Origin of the sequence: Saccharothrix longispora, assembly GCF_031455225.1 — a bacterium.
GTDB classification, from domain to species: Bacteria; Actinomycetota; Actinomycetes; order Mycobacteriales; family Pseudonocardiaceae; genus Actinosynnema; species Actinosynnema longispora.
Genome location: NZ_JAVDSG010000001.1, coordinates 3,822,907 through 3,842,436, shown reverse-complemented (window position 1 = coordinate 3,842,436; position 19,530 = coordinate 3,822,907). Strand labels below are relative to the sequence as shown.

9 protein-coding genes (1 of these 9 only partly in view) are annotated in these 19,530 nt (G+C 75.2%); all 9 read left to right on the top strand.

What is annotated here, in order from left to right:
• Positions 1 to 15: 15 nt before the first annotated feature.
• Positions 16 to 1,260 (top strand): hydroxymethylglutaryl-CoA synthase family protein, encoded by a 1,245-nt coding sequence (locus tag J2S66_RS15260; RefSeq protein WP_310307711.1) that lies wholly within the window; start codon positions 16 to 18, stop codon positions 1,258 to 1,260.
• Positions 1,251 to 2,033 (top strand): enoyl-CoA hydratase-related protein, encoded by a 783-nt coding sequence (locus tag J2S66_RS15255; RefSeq protein ID WP_310307710.1) that lies wholly within the window; start codon positions 1,251 to 1,253, stop codon positions 2,031 to 2,033. Before J2S66_RS15260 ends, J2S66_RS15255 begins: the two co-directional genes overlap by 10 nt.
• 31 nt (positions 2,034 to 2,064) lie before the next feature.
• Positions 2,065 to 4,395, top strand: coding sequence for an ACP S-malonyltransferase (fabD, locus tag J2S66_RS15250; RefSeq protein ID WP_310307709.1), 2,331 nt, complete (start codon positions 2,065 to 2,067; stop codon positions 4,393 to 4,395).
• 131 nt (positions 4,396 to 4,526) lie between these two features.
• Positions 4,527 to 5,501, top strand: a complete 975-nt coding sequence (locus tag J2S66_RS15245) for a DUF6039 family protein (RefSeq protein ID WP_310307708.1) — start codon at positions 4,527 to 4,529, stop codon at positions 5,499 to 5,501.
• A gap of 28 nt (positions 5,502 to 5,529) precedes the next feature.
• Entirely contained in the window at positions 5,530 to 7,374 is a 1,845-nt protein-coding gene (locus J2S66_RS15240; RefSeq protein ID WP_310307707.1) for an amino acid adenylation domain-containing protein, read from the top strand.
• 19 nt (positions 7,375 to 7,393) lie between these two features.
• Positions 7,394 to 8,377 (top strand): chlorinating enzyme, encoded by a 984-nt coding sequence (locus J2S66_RS15235; RefSeq protein ID WP_310307706.1) that lies wholly within the window; start codon positions 7,394 to 7,396, stop codon positions 8,375 to 8,377.
• Positions 8,377 to 9,564 carry an alpha/beta fold hydrolase gene (locus J2S66_RS15230; protein WP_310307705.1) on the top strand — a complete coding sequence of 396 codons (1,188 nt, stop codon included), beginning with the start codon at positions 8,377 to 8,379 and terminating at the stop codon, positions 9,562 to 9,564. Before J2S66_RS15235 ends, J2S66_RS15230 begins: the two co-directional genes overlap by 1 nt.
• Before the next feature lie 112 nt (positions 9,565 to 9,676).
• Positions 9,677 to 10,363, top strand: a complete 687-nt coding sequence (locus J2S66_RS15225) for a Crp/Fnr family transcriptional regulator (RefSeq protein WP_306744728.1) — start codon at positions 9,677 to 9,679, stop codon at positions 10,361 to 10,363.
• A 49-nt stretch (positions 10,364 to 10,412) separates the two neighbouring features.
• Positions 10,413 to 19,530 carry the 5' portion of a non-ribosomal peptide synthetase gene (locus J2S66_RS15220; RefSeq protein ID WP_310307703.1) on the top strand. The gene runs 3,287 nt beyond the window's last position, so only the first 9,118 of its 12,405 coding nucleotides appear in the window; its start codon is at positions 10,413 to 10,415; its stop codon lies off the right edge, out of view.

Sequence of the window (19,530 nt, the reverse complement as noted above, 5' to 3'; positions counted from 1 at the left end):
GAGCGAGGGGGACCAGTGACGACGGACTCAGCGGTGGGCATCGAGGCCATCGACGTCTACGTGGGCCGGACCAGCGTCGGGGTGCGCGAGCTGTTCCTGGCGCGCGACCTCGACCAGCGGCGGTTCGAGAACCTGATGATGCGGCGGAAGTCCGTCGGGCTGCCGTGCGAGGACGCGGTGACCAACGCCGTCAACGCCGCCAAACCGCTGGTCGACGCCCTGGCGCCGGACGAGCGCGAGATGGTCGAGCTGGTGATCGTCGGCACCGAGTCCGGCGTGGACTTCGGCAAGCCCATCAGCACCTACGTCCACGAGGCGCTCGGCCTGCCCAGGCGCTGCCGCTCGTTCGAGGTCAAGCACGCCTGCTACGGCGGCACCGCGGCGCTCCAGATGGCCGCGGCGTTCGTCGGCACCCACCCCGACCCCGAGGTGAAGGCCCTGGTCATCGCGGCCGACGCGGCGATGGCGGCGGCCCGCGGCACCTACTGGGAGCCGTCGCAGGGCGCGGGGGCGGTGGCCATGCTGGTCAGCCGGCGGGCCGACGTCCTCGCCCTCGACGCCGGGGCGAACGGCTACTACAGCCACGAGGTGATGGACACCCTGCGCCCCCGGCCGGACCTGGAGGCGGGCGACTCCGACCTGTCACTGCTGTCCTACCTGGAGTGCCTGGAGCAGAGCTACCGCCACTACACCGAGCGCGTCGTCGGCGCGGACGTCGTGACGACCTTCGACCACCTGGTGCTGCACACCCCGTTCGCCGGCATGGTCCGCGGCGCGCACCGCACGCTGGTGCGCAGGCACGCGGGGCTGTCGACCCCGGAGATCGACGCGGACTTCGCCGAGCGGGTCGCGGGCTCCCTGGAGTACTGCGCCGAGGTCGGCAACGTGTACTCCGCCGCGCTGTACCTGGCGCTGTGCTCGACCATCGACCACGGCGCGTTCGACCGGCCCAGCCGGCTCGGGATGTTCTCCTACGGCTCCGGGTGCGCGTCGGAGTTCTACAGCGGCGTGGTGCCGCCGGGGGCCAAGGCGCGGCTGGCCGCCGCCGGCGTCGGCCGGCGCATCGCCGACCGCAGGCCGCTGGAGATGCCCGAGTACGAGGTGCTGGTCGACGGGGCCGCGCACCGGATGAGCGGCGTGCGCGACCACGTCTTCGACACCAAGGAGTACCAGGACGTCTACGACGACCGCTTCGCCGGTCGGGGGCTGCTGGTGCTCGACGAGATCCGCGACTTCCACCGGGGGTACCGGTGGAGCTGACGACCACCCCCGCGGTGCGGGCGAGCCTGGACGGCGAGGTCTGCACGGCGGTGCTCGACCGGCCGGGCGAGCAGAACAGCATCACCGGCGACCTGCTGGCCGACCTGCACCGGGTCCTCGACGCCGCCGAGGCCGACCCGCGCTGCCGCGTGGTGGTGCTGCGCGCGACCGGCGGGGTGTTCTGCTCGGGCATGGACCTGGCCTCGGCGGCCGACCCGGGAGCCCGACCCGCCGAGCGCGGCGGCGCCGAGTTCCTGGGTGTGCTGCGGCGGCTCACCGAGACGCCCAGGGTGGTCGTGGCCCAGGTCGACGGCCGGGTCACCGGCGGCGGCGTCGGCATCGTCGCCGCCTGCGACCTGGTGCACGCCACGGTCCGGACGCAGTTCAGCCTGCCCGAGGCGCTGTGGGGCCTGCTGCCCGCCTGCGTCACGCCGTTCCTGATCCGGCGGTCGGGTTTCCAGGCCGCCTACTCGATGACCCTGACCACCACCGCGGTCGACGTCGACCGCGCGCAGCGGTGGAACCTCGTCGACGAGGCCGTGTCGCGCGCGGAGGAGTTCGAACCGCTGCTGCGCCGGCTGGTGTTCCGGGTGGGCAAGGTCGACCCGGTCACCGTCGGTGACGTCAAGCGCTACTTCCGGCGCATGTGGATCGTCACCGACGAGGTCGAGCGGACCGCCGTCGCCGAGTTCCGCCGGCTGCTCGACTCGGCCACCGTGCGCGAGCGGATGGCCGCGTTCGTGACCGAGCAGCGGTTCCCCTGGGAACGCTGACGCCCGTCCCGCGTCGAGGTGAGGAGTGTCCGTGCAGGCATGGGTCTTCCCCGGTCAGGGCGCGCAGCGCCGCGGCATGGGCGCGGACGTGCTCGACCGCTTCCCCGACCTGGTCGCGCAGGCGGACCGCGAGCTGGGCCTCCCGGTGCGCGACCTGCTCCTGCGCGACCCCGACGACCTGCTGCGCCAGACCCGCTACGCCCAGCCGGCGCTGTTCGTCGTGGGCGCCCTGACCTTCCTCGACGCGCGCGAGCGCGAACCGCTGCCGGCGTACTTCGCCGGCCACAGCCTGGGGGAGTACGCGGCCCTGTTCGCGGCGGGCGTCTTCGACTTCGCGGCCGGCCTGCGCATGGTCCGCAGGCGCGGCGAGCTGATGGGGGAGGCGAGCGGCGGCGGGATGCTCGCGGTGCTCGGCCTGGACGCGGGGCGGGTGGCCGAACTGGCCGCCGAGCACGCGCCGGACGTGGACCCGGCCAACGTCAACGCGCCCGACCAGGTCGTGCTGTCCGGTCCGAGGGACAGCCTCGGCGCGCTCGCGCCGGTGCTCACCGCCCTGCCCGGCGTGCGCTGCGTGCCGCTGAACGTCAGCGCCGCCTTCCACTCCCGCTACATGGCCGGCGCGGCCGAGGAGTTCCGGCGGGTCGTCGAGGCCGAGACCTTCGCCGACCCGGTGGTCCCCGTCGTGGCCAACGTGACGGGGGAGCCGTACGCCCCCGGCCGGGTCGCCGCACTGCTGGCCGAGCAGATCGTCAGGCCGGTCCAGTGGGCCCGCACCGTGGACCACCTGCGCCGCGCCGGGGTGGACGAGCTGCGCGAGCTGGGGCCGGGCACCGTGCTGACCGGTCTGTGGCGCAAGGCCCTGGAACGCCCGCTGCCCCCGCCCCCCGTCCCGCCGGTTGCGCCGGTTCCGGCGACGCCGGTCCCGGTGGCCCCGCTTCCGCCCACCCCCGCGCCGGTCGCGCCCGGACTGCGCCCCGAGGACCTGGGGTCGGCCGAGTTCCGCGCGGACTACGGGCTCCGCTACGCCTACCTGGCCGGGTCGATGTACCACGGCATCTCGTCGGTGGAGCTGGTGCTGCGCATGGCGCGGGCCGGGCTGATGGGGTTCTTCGGCGCCGGAGGGCTGCGCGAGCACGTGGTCGAGGAGGCGGTGGCCCGGCTGTCGCGCGAACTCGGGCGCGGCGGGCGCTTCGGCGTGAACCTGCTGCACGGGCTCGACGACGACGCCCGCGAGCACGCCCTGGTGTCCCTCTGCCTGCGGCACGACGTGCGCCACGTCGAGGCCGCGGGGTACGCGGCCGTGACCGCGCCGGTGGTCCGGTTCCGGTTCTCCGGCGCGCACCACGACGAGCACGGGAATGCGGTCGCCGTGCGTCACGTGCTGGCCAAGGTTTCCCGCCCGGAGGTCGCCGCCGCATTCATGGGACCACCCCCACGATCATTGTTGGACGACCTGGTCGCGCGCGGTCACCTCACCCGCGCGGAGGCCGCGGCGGCTATTCGGCTGCCGGTCGCCGGGGACGTCTGCGTGGAATCCGATTCGGCCGGGCACACCGACGGCGGCGTGGCCTTGACATTGTTGCCCGCGATGTGCCGGCTGCGCGACGAGGTCATGGCGGAACAGCGCTACGCGCGGCGGGTCCGGGTCGGCGCGGCGGGCGGCCTCGGCTCGCCCGAGGCGGTGGCGGCGGTCTTCCTGCTCGGCGCGGAGTTCGTGGTCACCGGGTCGATCAACCAGTGCACCCCGGAGGCGGGGGTGTCCGACGACGTCAAGGACCTGCTCGCGGGCCTGGACGTGCAGGACACCGCCTACGCGCCGGCCGGCGACATGTTCGAGCTGGGCGCGCGCGTGCAGGTGGCCCGCCGGGGCACGCTGTTCGCGGCCCGCGCCACCAGGCTCTACGAGCTGTACCGCAGGCACGGCTCGTTGGAGGAGTTGGACGCGGCCACGGTGGCGTCCCTGGAGAGCAGGTTCTTCCGGCGGCCCCTGGCCGAGGTGTGGCGCACCACCGAGGAGTACCTGCGCCGCGAGCGGCCCGCCGACCTGGAGCGGGCGCTGCGCGACCCCAAGGCCCGGATGGCCCAGGTCTTCCGCGCCTACTTCGTGGACGGGACGAGGGCCGCCCTGCGGGGCGGTCCGGGCGAGCGGGTCAACGCCCAGGTGCACACGGGGCCCGCGATGGGGTCGTTCAACCGATACCTCAAAGGCACGGAACTGGCACATTGGCGTAAACGCCATGTCGACGTCCTGGCCTCGCGCCTCATGGAGGATGCCGTTTCCGTATTCGCTCCGTGGCTCCGGGTAATGGCCGGTGGCGACATGCTCAAAAGTGAGCTGGGGAGCCATCGGGTAGACGCATAGGGTCGCCCCGAAAATAGTTATAGGGGCCGCGTGCCGTTCATCCGTTTGGACGTTCTGCGAGATACATCGGCCATATATGGTTCCCGCGTCTCCAGGGCACCTGGTGCCGCGGGGGACTGGAGGAGGAATGCGTGACAATCGCTGAACCGCTCACCGGTGGACAGCTCTCCGCGGTGTCGCCCGCGCGTGGGGCGCAGGGGCAGACCGCGCTGGCGCCGGGCAGCGTCCTGCACACCGCCAACGCGGGCATGATCGTCGAGCGGACCGCCCAGGTGCGCAACGAGTTCCACTCGGAGGCGCGCGTCTTCGCCCGGGAACTGGCGGAGCACATCAACACCACCCAGGAGGGCGTCGCCTCGGTCTTCCTGTACGAGGAGACCTTCGGCGTCAAGGACCGCATCCACTGGCTCATCCACCTGAAGTCCATGGACGCCTACGACACGCTGGTCCGGATGGGCGACTCGGACGAGGGGTACCGGGCGCTGTTCGGCAAGCAGCGCATCGCCCCCGAGCGCGGCGGCGGCACCTGGTCGAGGATGTTCCTGGACGGCAGCCTCAGCGAAACCGTCATGCTGCCCCAGTTCTGGGGGATGTACGGGACCAAGGTGGACGGTGAGCTGGAGCGCAGCACCGACGTCTACCTGAGCGAGGACGCCGACGTCGACCTCCCGCCCGCGCGGGCGCAGACGACCCAGTCCGACGAGGAGCTGCTGCACTCCGCCAACGCCGGCATCCTGCTGCACCGGACCGCCGAGATCCTCTACGACTACCGGTCCGAGGCCAGGCAGTTCGCCCGCGAGGCCGCCCAGGTGATCAACGACAACCTCGCCGGCGAGGCCACCGTGCTGGTCTACGAGGACGCGTTCGGCCCGATGGACCGCATCCACTGGCTGATCCACATGCGCTCGCTGTCCACCTACCGCAGCCTCATGCGCCTGCACGTGCGCGACGAGAGCGCCCGGGAGATCTTCTTCCGCGAGCGGGCCCCGGAGAAGGGCGGCGGCGGCACGTGGGCGCGGATGTTCACCCAGGGCAGCTTCCTCGACACCGCGCTGACCCCCCACCACTGGGGGCTCTACGCGACGGCCAAACCGGACCCGGCATGAGCGGCGCCGCCACGATCGGGGCGACGGGATGACCGAGTCCCCCGCGACCCTCCTGCACGAGGTCTTCGCCGCGCAGGCGGCCCGGACCCCCGACGCCGTCGCGGTGACCGCCGCCGACGGCGTCCTCACCTACCGCGCGCTCGACGAGGCGTCGACCGCGCTCGCCGACCGGCTGCGCGCCGTCGGCGTCGGCCCGGAGACCCTGGTCGGCCTGTGCGCCCCGCGCGGCGCCGAACTCGTGGTCGGCCTGCTCGGCATCTGCAAGGCGGGCGGCGCGTACGTGCCGATCGATCCCGACTACCCGGAGCAGCGGGTGCGCTACCTGTTCCGGGACAGCGCGGTCCCCGTCGTCGTGGCCTCCACCCGCTCGGCCGGGGCGCTGCCCGCGGACCTGTCCGCCGGCGTGGTCTGGCTCGGCGCGTCCACCGACCGGGACCCGGCCGCCGGGACCGCCGTGTCGACGCCCGCCGCGTCCGAGCCCGCCGCGCCCGCCGGGGCGGACCGGGCCGCCTACGTCATCTACACCTCCGGGTCGACCGGCGAGCCCAAGGGCGTCGTGGTCGAGCACCGCGCCGTGCTGCGCCTGGTGGCGCAGACCCGGGAGTGGTTCGGGTTCGGCGAGGACGACGTGTGGACGATGTTCCACTCGCCGTCGTTCGACTTCTCCGTCTGGGAGACGTGGGGTCCGCTGCTCACCGGCGGCCGGATCGTCGTCGTGCCCCCGAACACCACCCGCGTGCCGGCCCTGCTGCGCAGGCTCCTGCTCGCCGAGGGCGTCACGGTGCTCAACCAGACCCCGTCGGCGTTCCGCGCCCTGATCGCGGCCGACGCCGTCGAGGAGCCCGCCCGCTACGCCCTGCGGCACGTCGTCTTCGGCGGCGAACGCCTCGACGTGGGCCTGCTGCGGCCGTGGGTCGAGCGGTACGGCGACGACCGCCCCCGCCTGACCAACATGTACGGCATCACGGAGACGTGCGTGCACGTCACCCGACGCCGGATCACCGCGGCGGACCTGGAGCGGCCGTCGGTCAGCCCGATCGGCTGCCCGATCCCGGACCTGGTGGTGCACGTGCTCGACGAGCGCCGCCAGCCGGTGCCCGTCGGCACGCCGGGCGTGCTGCACGTCGGCGGTCCCGGCCTCGCCCGCGGCTACCTCGGCCGCCCCGGGCTGACCGCGGAGCGGTTCGTGCGGGTGGACCCGGGCGCGGGTCGGCCGGTGCTGAGGCTCTACGACACCGGCGACCTCGGGGTCCGCCAGGCCGGCGGCGAGCTGCACTACCTGGGCCGCGTCGACGACCAGCTCAAGGTCCGCGGCTACCGGATCGAACCCGGCGAGGTGGAGGCGTGCCTCCTCGCGCACCCGCGGGTCGCGGCGGCCGTGGTGACGGCCCGCGACTTCGGCGAGGGCGACGTGCGCCTGGTCGCCCACGTCGTGCCCGCGGCGGGGGCCGCCGGCCACGACCTCGTCGCCGCGCTGCGCGACCACGTCGCCGAGCGGCTCCCCGCGCACCTGCGCCCGTCGACCGTCTGCCCGGTGGCGGCGCTCCCCCTCACGCCCCAGGGCAAGGTGAACAGAAAGGCTGTGAACGACTTGCCGCTCACGGAAGAGAACCCGCCCGCCGCCGAGGTCGACGTCGTGACCGCGGTCACCGAGATCGCCACCGGCGTCATGGGACGCCCGGTCGACCCCGCGGCCGACCTGTTCGACATCGGCGCCACCTCCCTGTCGTTCGTCCGGATCATCACCGGGGTCAACCTCCGGTTCGGCCTGCGCCTCACCGGCGGCGAACTCGACGGCACGGCCAGCGCGCTGGCCATCGCCGAGCAGGTCGAACTGGCCCGCGCGGCCACCACCGAGCACGTCACCGCCTGACACCGAAGGAGCCCGAGACATGACGCTGGCAGGTCGTGAGCGCACGTTCGCGCTGACCCCCGAAGAGCTGGACAGCTTCCGCGCCAACGGGTACTTCGGCCCGTTCAAGGTCTACGAGATCGACGAGATGGTGGCGGCTTGGCGCCGCGAGCGGCTGCGGATGCTCGACCGCTCGATGGCCGTCTACCAGGACGAGGCCGCGGAGTCCGGCAACACCAACATCTCCAACTACGACCGCCACCTGGACATGCGGTTCCTCGCCGACCACATCTGCCGCCCGGAGATCACCGACCGGGTCAACAGCGTGCTCGGCCCGGACGTCCTGTGCTGGCGCACCGAGTTCTTCCCCAAGTACCCCGGCGACGAGGGCACCGACTGGCACCAGGCGGACACGTTCGCCAACGCCTCCGGCAAGCCGCAGATCCTGTGGCCCGAGGGGCAGGAGGAGTTCGGCGGCACGATCACCGTGTGGACCGCGTTCACCGAGGCGAACGAGGACAACGGCTGCCTCCAGTTCATCCCCGGCACGCACCAGCAGATGTTCTACGACGAGACCAAGAAGATGCACTACGACCCGAACCGCATCAACAACGCGGAGAAGGACGGCGTCCGGCGCGGCTTCTTCGGCTACGACTACCGGGAGCTCCAGAAGGACGAGAACTGGAGCCCGGACGAGTCGAAGGCCGTGTCGATGGTCATGCGGCCCGGCGAGGCCATCATGTTCTGGTCCACCCTCATGCACGCCTCGCACCCGCACAGCGGCAAGACCGACGAGATGCGGCTCGGCTTCGCCTCGCGGTACGTGCCCACGTCGGTGGACGTCTACCCGGACTCCGAGGACATCGAGGAGTACGGCGGGCGCGTGTCGCTGGAGCGCTACGGCGCAGTCCTCGTCACGGGCGAGAACACCAACGCGCACAACCGGATCGTCACGGAGACCACCCGCGGCCACCGGTTCCCCTCGCGCCACGGCGTCCCGTCCGTCGACGGGGCGCAGGCCTGATGAGCACCGGCGCCCGACCGCACCCCGTCGCCAGGCTGGCGGCGGCGGTGCGGTCGGCCGCCCCGCTGGCCGGTGCGCTGCCCGAGCCCCCGGTCGTCGCGGCGGCCCCGGAGGACGGTTCCCCGTGGCCCGCGGCGGCGGCCGACCTGCTCGCCCGGATCACCGCCCTGTCGGGCGGCCCCCGCTACGGCGTCGGCCCGGCCGACGCGCCGCGCTCCGTCCTCGACCAGGTGCTCGGCGACCACCTCGACCTGGCGGGCACGGCCGCCGCCCTCGCCGCCACGGGCCTGCCCGACCGGTCCGAGGTGGACCGGGTCGTCGCGGGCGCGGCGGCGGACGACCTCCTCGCGCCGGAGGCCGGCGTCGTGGTGGAGACGGCCGACGGGGCCCGGCTGCCCGCGTGGTCGGTCGGCCCGGTCACCGGGCGGCCGGTGCTGCTGGTGCTCCCGTGCGGCATGCCGGTCCGCCTGGTCGAGGGCTGGGTGCGCGCACTGGCCGTCGACCGGCCCGTCATCACCTGGGAGAGCCGCTGGCTGTTCGCCGACCTGGCCTCCGAAGTGGACCTGGAGCACGGCATCGCCGCCCAGGTGGCCGACCTGGCGGCGGTCCTGGACGCGTTCTCGGTGCCCTCCGCGCACGTGGCGGGCATGTGCGGCGGCGCGCTGCTCGCCCTGGCCGCCGCCGCGGAACTGCCCGGCCGGGTCGACTCGCTGAGCCTGTGGCACGGCGACTTCGACCTCGGCGACGACGCGCCGAAGACCGACCACCAGCGCAACCTCCAGGCCCTCATGGGCATGGCCGCCCAGGACCGGGAGACCGCGGCGGCCGTGCACGAGGTCCTGCTCCAGAACGCCCTCGCGGGCGTGCCGGCCGACCTGGCGCACCTCGTGCTCTACCCCTACGCGTCGAGGGAACTGTTCTTCCGCTACTGCCGTCTCAACCTCGTGGTCATGGCCCAGGACGCCCGCCCCTACCTGGCGCGCGTCGACGTCGACACGCTGGTCGTGACCAGCGAGCAGGACAGGACCGCGCACCCCGCCGGGTCGCTGGCGGTGGCGGAGCGCCTGTCCGCCGCACGGCTGCACGTCGAGCCGGACGGCGACCACCTCACCCTGTTCCGCGCCCCGGCGCACCTGACCGGACTGCTCCGGTCCCGTTTAGCCGGGACCGCGTCGCAGGTCGGCTGAGCAGGTCATCGAGGAGGAGACCGGTTCGGCGGCCGACAGGCCGCGGTCCCTCCGCAGCAGTACATCCCAACCGTGTTCGATCCGCCCGAACAATGCACACTGGGGGTGCTCCGTGCGCTCATCCCGCAATACCGTCGAACGATCCGCGAACGGTATCTCGTCGTACATCCGCACTAACTGCGCAGGCGCGGCGCGCATAGTCGTGGAGAAGGACGAGAGTATTTACAGCGTCGGTAGCCGGGATTCCGGCGTCTACCTGGTCGAAAGCGGCCAGGTGAAAACCGTGGCCTATTCCCGGGACGGCAAGCGATGTCTGCTGTCCATCCACCCCGAAGGGGACACCTTCGGGGAGCTGGCGCTGTTCGGCCCGCCGCGGGCCGAGTCGGCGATGGCGATGACCCGGACCGTGCTGCGGCAGGTCCCGGCGTCCCGGCTCAGGCAGGCGCTGTCGGACGACGCGCTGCTCCAGGACTTCATCGTGAAGCTCGGCGAGCGGGTGGTCGAGCAGCAGCAGATGATCACCAACCTGCTCACCATGGACAGCGAGCGCAGGTTGGCCGCGATCCTGCTGCACCTGGCGCAGAAGGTCGGCAACCGGGCCGATTGCGGCTACGTCGTGGAGATCCGGGACCGGATCACCCAGGAGGACCTCTCCGGCATGGTCGGCACCACCCGGTCGCGCGTCGGGTACTTCCTCAAGCGCTTCCGGGACGCCGGTCTGGTCGAATCCGTGCCGGACTCGTTCCTGTGCATCAACGAGTCGCGGATGACCGCGTTCCTGGAGGGCTGCGCGTGTTGACCGCCGGGGGTGCCGCGCTTCCCGCGCGGCACCCCCGGCGTGCTCAGTTGTGAGCAGGAATCCACGGCTCCGGTTGTTACCCTCCAGGTGGTCGACATATCCGGAGGTAACCGTGGAATCGGCGCTTGCGGCACATCGCGAGAATGTCTTTTCGGTTGTCTCGGCAATTCTCGCCGAAGTGCTCCCCGCTGCCGGACCGATTCCCGGGCGAACCCTCCGGGAATGCGGGCTCGATTCCATCGCGGCCACCCGCGTGGTGCTCGAACTGCGCCGCAGGCTGGGCGCCGACGTGCCGGTGCGGTGGCTGGCCGACGCGGACCTCGGCGCCCTGGTGGACCGGCTGTTGGAGGACGCTCCGGCGGCTCCGGCTCCGGCGGTGTCCGCTCCGGAGGCCCCCGCCGGCCAGGCCGCGGAACCGTTCCCCCTCAGCCCCCTCCAGCAGGCGTACGTCGTCGGCCGCGACCCGGAGCTGACCGACGACCCGGTCGGCTGCCGCGTCCACCGCGAGTTCACCGTCCCCGACGCCGACTGCGACCGGCTGGTCGCCGCGTGGCACCGGCTCGTGGCGCACCACGACGCGCTGCGGCTGGTCGTCTCCGAGACGGGCACGCAGCGGGTCCTGCCCGACCACGCCGCACCGCCCGTGCCGGTGCACGACCGGCGCGACTCCACCCCGGACGCCTTCGCCGCCCACGTGCGCGCGGTGCGCCGGCGCCTGGAGGACGGCGTCCCGGGCTTCGGCGAACCGCTCGCGACGGTGGAGATCTCCCTCGACGCGGACGACACCGCCGTCGTGCACCTGGCCGTGGACGGCCTCGCGGTCGACGGCCGCGGGCTGGCCGTGCTGCTCGCCGACTGGCACCGCCTCTACACCGACCCGGCGCACGTGCCGCCCGCGTCGCCCCTGTCGCTGCGCGACTGCGCCCTCCTCCTCGCGGCCGAGCGCGACCCCGCCGCCCGCGCCGCCGACCTGGCGCACTGGACCGCCCGGCTCGACCCGCTGCCGCCCGCCCCCGTGGAGGTCCGGCCCGCCGCCGGCTCGTCCGGGCGGCGCGCCCGGTTCGGCGGCGAACTCGACGCGGACCGGTGGGCCGCCCTGCGCGCCCGCGCCGACCGGCTCGGCGTCTCGCCGACGGCCCTGCTGCTGACCGCGTTCACCGAGTCGCTGACCCGGCCCGGCCCTCCCGCGCCCTGCTCGGTGGTCCTCACCACCAGCGACCGGACCCGCCTGCCCGCCGCCGCCGACCGCGTGGTCGGCGCGTTCACCTCGACGGTGGTGTTCGCGGCGCCGGCCACGACGGCCCTGCCCTTCGACGAGGCGGTCCGCGAGGTGCACGACCTGCTGTGGCGCGACCTCGACCACATCGGCACCTCCGGCGTCACCGCGCTGCGGGCGCTGCGGGGCCGCGGTCCCGCCCCCGACCTGCCCGTGGTCTTCACCAGCCTGCTGGACGCCGCGCGCGAGGGGGAGGACGGCGGCTTCGCCGACGCGGTGGTGCACGGCTCCAGCCGCACGTCCGGCGTCGCCCTCGACTGCCAGGTGTGGCCCTGGCGCGGCGGCCTGGCGTGGCGCTGGGACGTGGCCGCGGACCGGTTCGACACCGGCGACCCCGAGGTGCTCTCCGCCCGCTTCGCCACGGCGCTGGACGTGCTCGCCACCCCCGACGAGGCGGAGGTCCGCCGCCCGCTCAACCAGCTCCAGCAGGCGTACTGGGTGGCGCGCGCCGCCGAGCGCACCGCCGACGACGGCTGCCAGGTCCACCACAGCTTCGAGTTCGACCACCTGGACGTCGACGCGCTGGCCCGCGAGTGGGTCCGGCTCGTCGCCCGGCACGACGCACTGCGCTCCTGCGCCTCCCACGAGGGCGACCTGGTCGTGCTGCCGCAGGCGCCCGACCGCGCGCACATCGCCGTGGTCGACCTGCCCGCCGGCGCGGACGGCGACGCGTTCGCCGAGCGCACCGCCGCCGACATGGTCGGCGCCGCGCTCCCGCTGGGCCGCCGGCCGCAGTGGGAGCTGCGCGTGGTGCGCCGCCCCGACGGGTCCGCCACCCTGCACGCCGCCGTGGACCTGATCGTCCTCGACGGCCGCAGCATCCACCTGGTGCTGCGCGAACTCGTCGCCCGCACGGCCGGCGCGGACGCCCGGTACCTGCCCGAGCCCGCCCGCCACGGCGCGCCCGCCCCCTCCCCGGAGGACGTCGCCGCCGCGTCCGCGCACTGGCGCGACCGCCTGGCCGACCTCCCCGCCGGCCCCCCGACGACCCCGGCGCCGCGACGGCGCCGCACCCGGCTGTCCTCCCGGCTCACCGGGTGGGCCGCGCTGCGCGCCGAGATCGACGCGCGCGGCCTGCACCCGGACGCCGTGCTGGTCGCCGCGCTGCTGACCGCCCTGGAACCGGGCGTCGACCGCGACTTCGCGGTGCCGGTGGTGCGCTGGACCGGGGCCACCGAGGCGCTGCGCCCCGGCGAGCACACCGTGCTGAGCTGGCTCGCCCGCGGCCCGGCCGGGCGGACCGTGGCCCAGCGCGCCGCCGACAACCACGACCTGCTCGCCGCCGACCTGGCGGCGTCGGCCGCCGACGGCCTGGGCGAGCTGCGCCGGAAGGTGCTGCGGCAGCGGGACACCACCGGCTCCGGCTTCCCCGTCGTGTGGACCGGGCTGCTGGAGATGGACGACGCGCCGCTCCCGCCCGGCACGCGCGGCGGCCCGTGGCGCACCGCGACGCCCGACGTGTCGCTGGACTGCATCCCGATGGCCGAGGGCGACGTCCTGTCCTGCTGGTGGGACGCCGTGCCCGACGACTTCCCGCCCGGCGCGGTCGAGGCCGCGTTCGAGCGGTTCACCGCCCTGCTGGCCGCCCTCGCGGCGGGCACCGGCTGGGACGCCCGCGCCGAGGGCGCGCCCGCCGCGCCGGACCTCGCCGCCTGGAACGACACCGCCGCGCCGTTCCCCGTGGACGCGCCCGCGCACGTCCTGGTCGAGCGGCAGGCCCGCCGCACCCCGGACGCCGTCGCCGTGCGCCACCGCACCGGCACCACCACCTACCGCGAGCTGGACCGCCGCGCCAACGGGCTCGCCCACGCGCTGCGCGCCGGGGGCGTCGGCCGCGGCACGGCGGTGGCGGTCTCGCTGTCCCGGGGACCCGACCTGGTCGCCGCCGTGCTCGGCGTGCTCAAGGCGGGCGGCTGCTACGTGCCCGTCGACCCCGCCCTGCCCGCCGCCAGGGCGGCGTCGATGCTGAGCACCAGCGGCGTCGAGGTCGTCCTCCGGGACGGAGGCCCGCGCTGGGAGGCGCCCGCCGGCCTCCGCCACCTCGACGTGGCCGACGCCGACCCGGCCGACCACCCGCCGACGCCCGTCGTCGACCAGCACGATCTCGCCTACGTCATCTTCACCTCCGGCAGCACCGGCACCCCCAAGGGCGTCGCCGTGCGCCACCGGGCCCTGCTCAACCTGCTGAACTGGTGCGGGCGCACCTTCGCGTTCGGCCCGGCCGACACCGGCCTGATGGTCACCTCGCTGGGGTTCGACCTGTCCGTGTTCGACCTGTTCGGCCTGCTGGGGTGCGGCGCGTCGGTCTACGTCGCCGACGAGACCCAGCTGCGCGACCCGGCCGTGCTGCTGGACCTGCTGCGCACCGAGCCGATCACCTTCTGGAACTCCGCGCCGACCACCCTGGCCCAGGTGATGCCGCTGCTGGCGGACCTGCGCGGCGGCGACCCCGGCACCGACTCGCTCCGGCTGGTGTTCCTCAGCGGCGACTACACCCCGCTGAGCCTGCCCGACGAACTGCGCCGGGTGTTCCGCGGCGCGGAGGTCGTGAGCCTCGGCGGCGCGACCGAGGCCACGGTCTGGTCCAACTACCACCGGGTCGACCAGGTGGACCCGGAGTGGCGCAGCATCCCGTACGGCCGCCCGATCGACAACGCGCGCTACTACGTGCTCGACGAGCGGCTGGACCCCGCGCCCGTCGGGGTCGAGGGCGACCTCTACATCGCGGGCGAGTGCCTCGCGGTCGGCTACCTCGGGATGCCGGCCCTGACCGCCGCCCGGTTCGTCGCCGACCCGTTCTCGCCCGAACCCGGCGGCCGGCTCTACCGCACCGGCGACCGGGCGCTGTACCGGCCCGACGGCGTCATGGTGTTCCTCGGCCGGGCCGACGGGCAGGTCAAGGTGCGCGGGTTCCGCGTCGAGCTGGGCGAGGTCGAGCACGCGCTGCGCGGCCACCCCGGCGTGAAGGACGTCGTGGTGCTCGTGCGCGCCGACCCCGGCGGCGACCGCAGGCTGGTCGCCTACGTCGTGCCCACCGGCGGCCCGGTGACCACCGCCGAGCTGCGCGCGCACGCCGCCCGCACCCTGCCCGACTACATGCTGCCCAACGCGGTGGTGCCGCTGGCCGTGTTCCCGGCCACCGCCAACGGCAAGCTGGACCGCGACGCGCTGCCCTGGCCCGCGCCCGCCGAGCCGGCCGTGTCCGCCGAGCCGGCCGAGCCCGTCGCCGCGGTGCCCGCCGTGTCCGCGTCCGCGGTCGCCGACGAGCTGCGCGGCATCCTGTCGACGCTGCTGGGCGTCGCCGAGATCGACCCGGACACCGACCTGTGGGACCAGGGCGCGACCTCGTTCACCATGATGCAGGTCTCGGGCGCGCTCCAACGCTCGCACGGCTGCCGCGTCCCCGTCGCCGTGCTGCTCGACGACCCGACCGTGACCGCCATCGCCGCCCACGTGGCGGAGCTGACCGGCGGTCTCCCCGAACCCGGCGGGGCGGTGGCGGACCGCCTCGCCGACCCACCCCCGCCGGCCGGGCCGCCCGCCTCGGTCGACTTCTTCTCGGCCGAGGAGCGGGCCGCGTTCAAGGCCGCCGGGTGGGGCACCCGGCGGTTCGGCGAGGACGCGCGCCGCGTCGCGCTGCCGGGCCCCGTGCCGAGCGCCGAGGAGGTGCGCCGCCGGGCCAGCACCCGCGAGTTCGCCGACCGGCCGGTCGACGTCGCCGACCTCGGCGCGCTGCTGGCCCTGCTGCGCGACACCGACGTCGACGGTCGCACCCGCAGGCTCTACCCCTCCGCCGGCGACACCTACGGCGTGCAGGTCTACGTGCGGCTGCGGCCCGGCGCGGTGACGGGCGCCGAACCCGGCCTGTACTACCACCACCCGCACGAGCACGCCCTCGTGCTCGTCACCGCCGAACCGGCCATCGACCGGTCGGTGCACTTCGTCTACAACCGACCGGTGCACGACCGGGCGGCCTTCGAGGTCTACCTGGTCGGCAGCACGCGGGCGGTGGCCCCGCTGTACGGCGAGGACGCGCGGCGCTACCTCCTGCTGGAGGCGGGCTACCTCGGCCAGCTGCTCATGCTGGGCCAGGCCGACGCCGGCGTCGGCCTGTGCCCGATCGGCGACCTCGCGTTCGACCGGGTGCGCGACGAGTTCGCCCTCGCCGAGGGCGACGAGCTGCTGCACGCCTTCCTCGGCGGACCGGCCGGGCACGCCACCGGCGTCGCAGGCAGGCTCCCCGCGCCCCGCGCCGTCCCGACGGAGGTCGCCGTGGTCGGCGTCGCCGGCCGCTACCCGGGAGCCGACGACGTGGACGGCCTCTGGCGGCTGCTGCGTTCCGGCGCGACGGCCGTGGCCGCGCCGCCCGCCGCGCGGCGCGAGGTGCTCGGCGCGGTGCCCGGCGGCTACCTCGCCGACGTCGAACCCGTCGACACCGCGCTGTTCCCCTCCGCCGGCGGTGACGCGACCGCGCTCGACCCGCAGACGCGGCTCCTGCTGCACACCGCCTGGCAGTGCCTGGAGAACGCCGGGCACACCCCCTCCTCGCTGCCCCCGCGCGTGGGCGTGTTCGTCGCCGCCATGTGGCACGACCACCAGCAGGTGGGCGCGGACCGGTGGCGCGCGGGTGACCGGGCGGTGCTGCCCTCGCTGGCCGCGGACCTGCCGAACCGCGTCTCGCACGCGTTCGGGTTCACCGGCCCGAGCGTGGCCGTCGACACCGCCTGCTCCTCCGGGCTCACCGCGGTCCACCTCGCCGCGACCTCGCTGCGGGCGGGGGAGTGCGACGCGGCCCTCGTGGCCGGCGTGAACCTGATCGGCCACCGCTACCACGCCGCCCTGCTGTCGGACCTCGGCCTGGTCGCCGAAGCGGGGTCCACGGGCGCGTTCGACGCGGCCGGTCCCGGCTGGTCCCCCGGCGAGGGCGTCGGGGTGCTGCTGCTGCGCCGCGCCGCCGACGCCGCCGACGACACCGTGCACGCCCTCGTCGAGGGCAGCGCCCTCGGTCACGCGGGGGGCGGCGGCCGGTTCGGCGCGCCCGCCGCGGACGCGCTGCGCGCCTCCGCGGCGGCGGCGCTGGAGGCTGCGGGCGTCGGGCCCGGGGACGTCGGCTACGTCGAGTGCGCGGCGGCCGGCGCGACCATCGCCGACGCGGCGGAGGTCGAGGCGCTGACCGCGCTGCTGGCCGACCGCGGCGAACCCGTGCCCGTCGGCACCGTCAAGCCCAACGTCGGCCACCTGGAGGCCGCGTCCGGTCTGGTGCAGCTCACCAAGGTGCTGCTGCAACTGCGGCACGGCGAACTCGCGCCGACCCTCCTCGCGGACGAGCCCAGCCCGCTGGTCGACTGGACCGGTTCGCCGGTCCACCCCTGCACCGCGGTGCGGCCCTGGCCCGACGGCCCCCGCCGCGCGCTGGTCACGGCGGTCGCCGCGACCGGCTCGCACGCCCACGTCGTGCTGCGCGGCCCGGACGCGGTCCCGCCGCGCCCGGAACCGGCGGGTCCCGCCGCCGTGCTGCTGTCGGCGGACGACGACGCCTCGCTGCGGACCTCGGCCGCCGCCCTGCGCGACCACCTCGCCGACGTGCGACCGCGACCGGCCGACGTCGCCTACACCACGCAGTGCGGTCGGGCCGCCCGCCCGGTGCGCGCCGCGTTCGACGCCGCCGACCTCGACGCGCTGATCGCCGACCTCGACGCGTTCGCCTCGGGCGGCGCGGTCGCGGCGCGCGACGAGCGGGCCCGCCGCTGGGCCGCGGGCGAGGACGTCGACTGGCGTCCCCTGTGGACAGTTCCGGGGCGGCGCGTCGCCCTCCCCGGCAGGCGGTTCGGCCCGCGAGCGGCCGGCACGCGCCCCGCCGACCCGGACGCCGCTGCCACCACCGGGACCGACCTCGTCGAGGTCGAGCGCGCGCTGTGCGCCGCCTTCGCCGAGATCACCGGGCTGCCGCCCGAGCGGGTGGGACCGCGCACCCCCCTGGCCGACCTGGGGCTGACCTCGGCCACGGCGGTGCGGATGACCGTGTTCGTCCGGGAGCGCTTCGGACCGGCGTCCGCCACCCTCTTCTTCGAGCACCGCGACCTCGCCGGGGTCGCGGCCGGGCTGACCGGTCCCGCCGCGCGGACGACCCGACGCCCCGAGCCGGAGCCCGCGGCCTCCCCGGTGCCGGGCGGTGCGGACGCGCAGCCGATCGCCGTCATCGGCCTCGCCGGTCGCTACCCCGGCGCCGACGACCTCGACGCGTTCTGGGCCGACCTGGTCGCCGGGCGCGACCGCGTCACGCCGCTGCCCGCCGACCGGGCCCGCCCCGACTGGCCCGCCGGCTCCGTGCACGGCGGCTTCCTGGCCGACGTCGACCACTTCGACCCGCTGCTGTTCGGCATCGCGCCCCGCGAGGCCGCGTTGCTGGACCCGCAGGAGCGCCTGTTCCTGGAGGTCGCCCGGCTCACCCTGGACGACGCGGGCTATTCCGCGCGCCGGCTGCGCGACCGGCACGGCGGCCGGGTCGGGGTGTTCGTGGGCGCGATGCACAACGAGTACCCGTTCCTGGGCGTGGAGCGCTCCGCCGACGGCGAACCCGCGTACACCGGGTCCACGCCCGGCGGCATCGCCAACCGGGTGTCCTACGCGTTCGACCTGTCCGGGCCGAGCATGACCGTCGACACGATGTGCTCGGCGTCGCTGACCGCGCTGCACCTGGCGGTGCAGAGCCTCCGCCGGGGCGAGTGCGAGGTGGCCGTCGCGGGCGGCGTCAACCTGTCCCTGCACCCCAACAAGTTCGTCCAGCAGCGGGCCATGCGGATGACCGCAGACAGCGGGCGGTGCCGCGCGTTCTCCGCCGACGGCGACGGGTTCGTGCCCGGCGAGGGCGTGGGCGCGGTGCTCCTCAAGCCGCTCGCGCACGCCGTGCGCGACGGCGACCGGGTGCACGGCGTGATCCGGGCGACGGCGGTGAACCACGGCGGGCACACCTCCGGCTACACCGTGCCCGACCCGGTGGCGCAGGGCGAGGTGGTGGCGGCGGCCCTCCGCGAGGCGGGCATCGCCCCCGACACCGTCGGCTACGTGGAGGCCCACGGCACCGGCACCTCCCTGGGCGACCCGATCGAGGTCGCGGGCCTGACCCGCGCGCTGGGCGACGGGCTCGCGCCCGGCTCGGTCCCGGTGGGGTCGGTGAAGTCCAACATCGGCCACCTGGAGGCCGCCGCCGGCATCGCCGGGCTCACCAAGGTGCTCCTCCAGCTGAGGCACCGCACCCTCGTGCCGTCGCTGCACGCCGACCGCCTCAACCCCGAGGTCGACTGGGCGGCGAGCCCGCTCGCGGTGCAGCGCGAGGCCGCGCCGTGGCCCGCACCCCGGTTCGGCCCCCGCCGCGCGGGGATCAGCGCCTTCGGCGCGGGCGGGTCGAACGCGCACGTGGTCGTGGAGGAGTTCGTCGCCGCGCCCGCGCCGTCGCGCCCCGCCCGACCCGCCGTGGTCGTGCTGTCCGCGCGCACCGCCACCGGCCTCACCGAACAGGCCCGCCGGCTGGCCGACCACCTCCTCGCGGACACCGCCGCGGACCCGGCGGCCCTGCGGGCCGAACTGGAGCGGATCGCGCGCGGCGAACTGCCGCCGGGCCTGGCCTCGGCGCGCGACGCGGGCGCGTACCTGCTCGGCCTGACCGGCGGCGACGACCTCGCCGACATCGCCTTCACCCTCCAGGTCGGCCGCGACCACGGCGTGGAGCGGCTGGCGTTCGTCGCGTCGACCCGCGCCGAGGCGGGCGAACGCCTGGCGCGGTTCCTCGCCGGCGACCCGACCGCCGTGCACCGCGGTCGGGTGGTCCGGGCCGACGAACGCGCCACCGCCCCGGAACTGGACCCGCGCGGCGTGTCGCCGGACGAGCTGG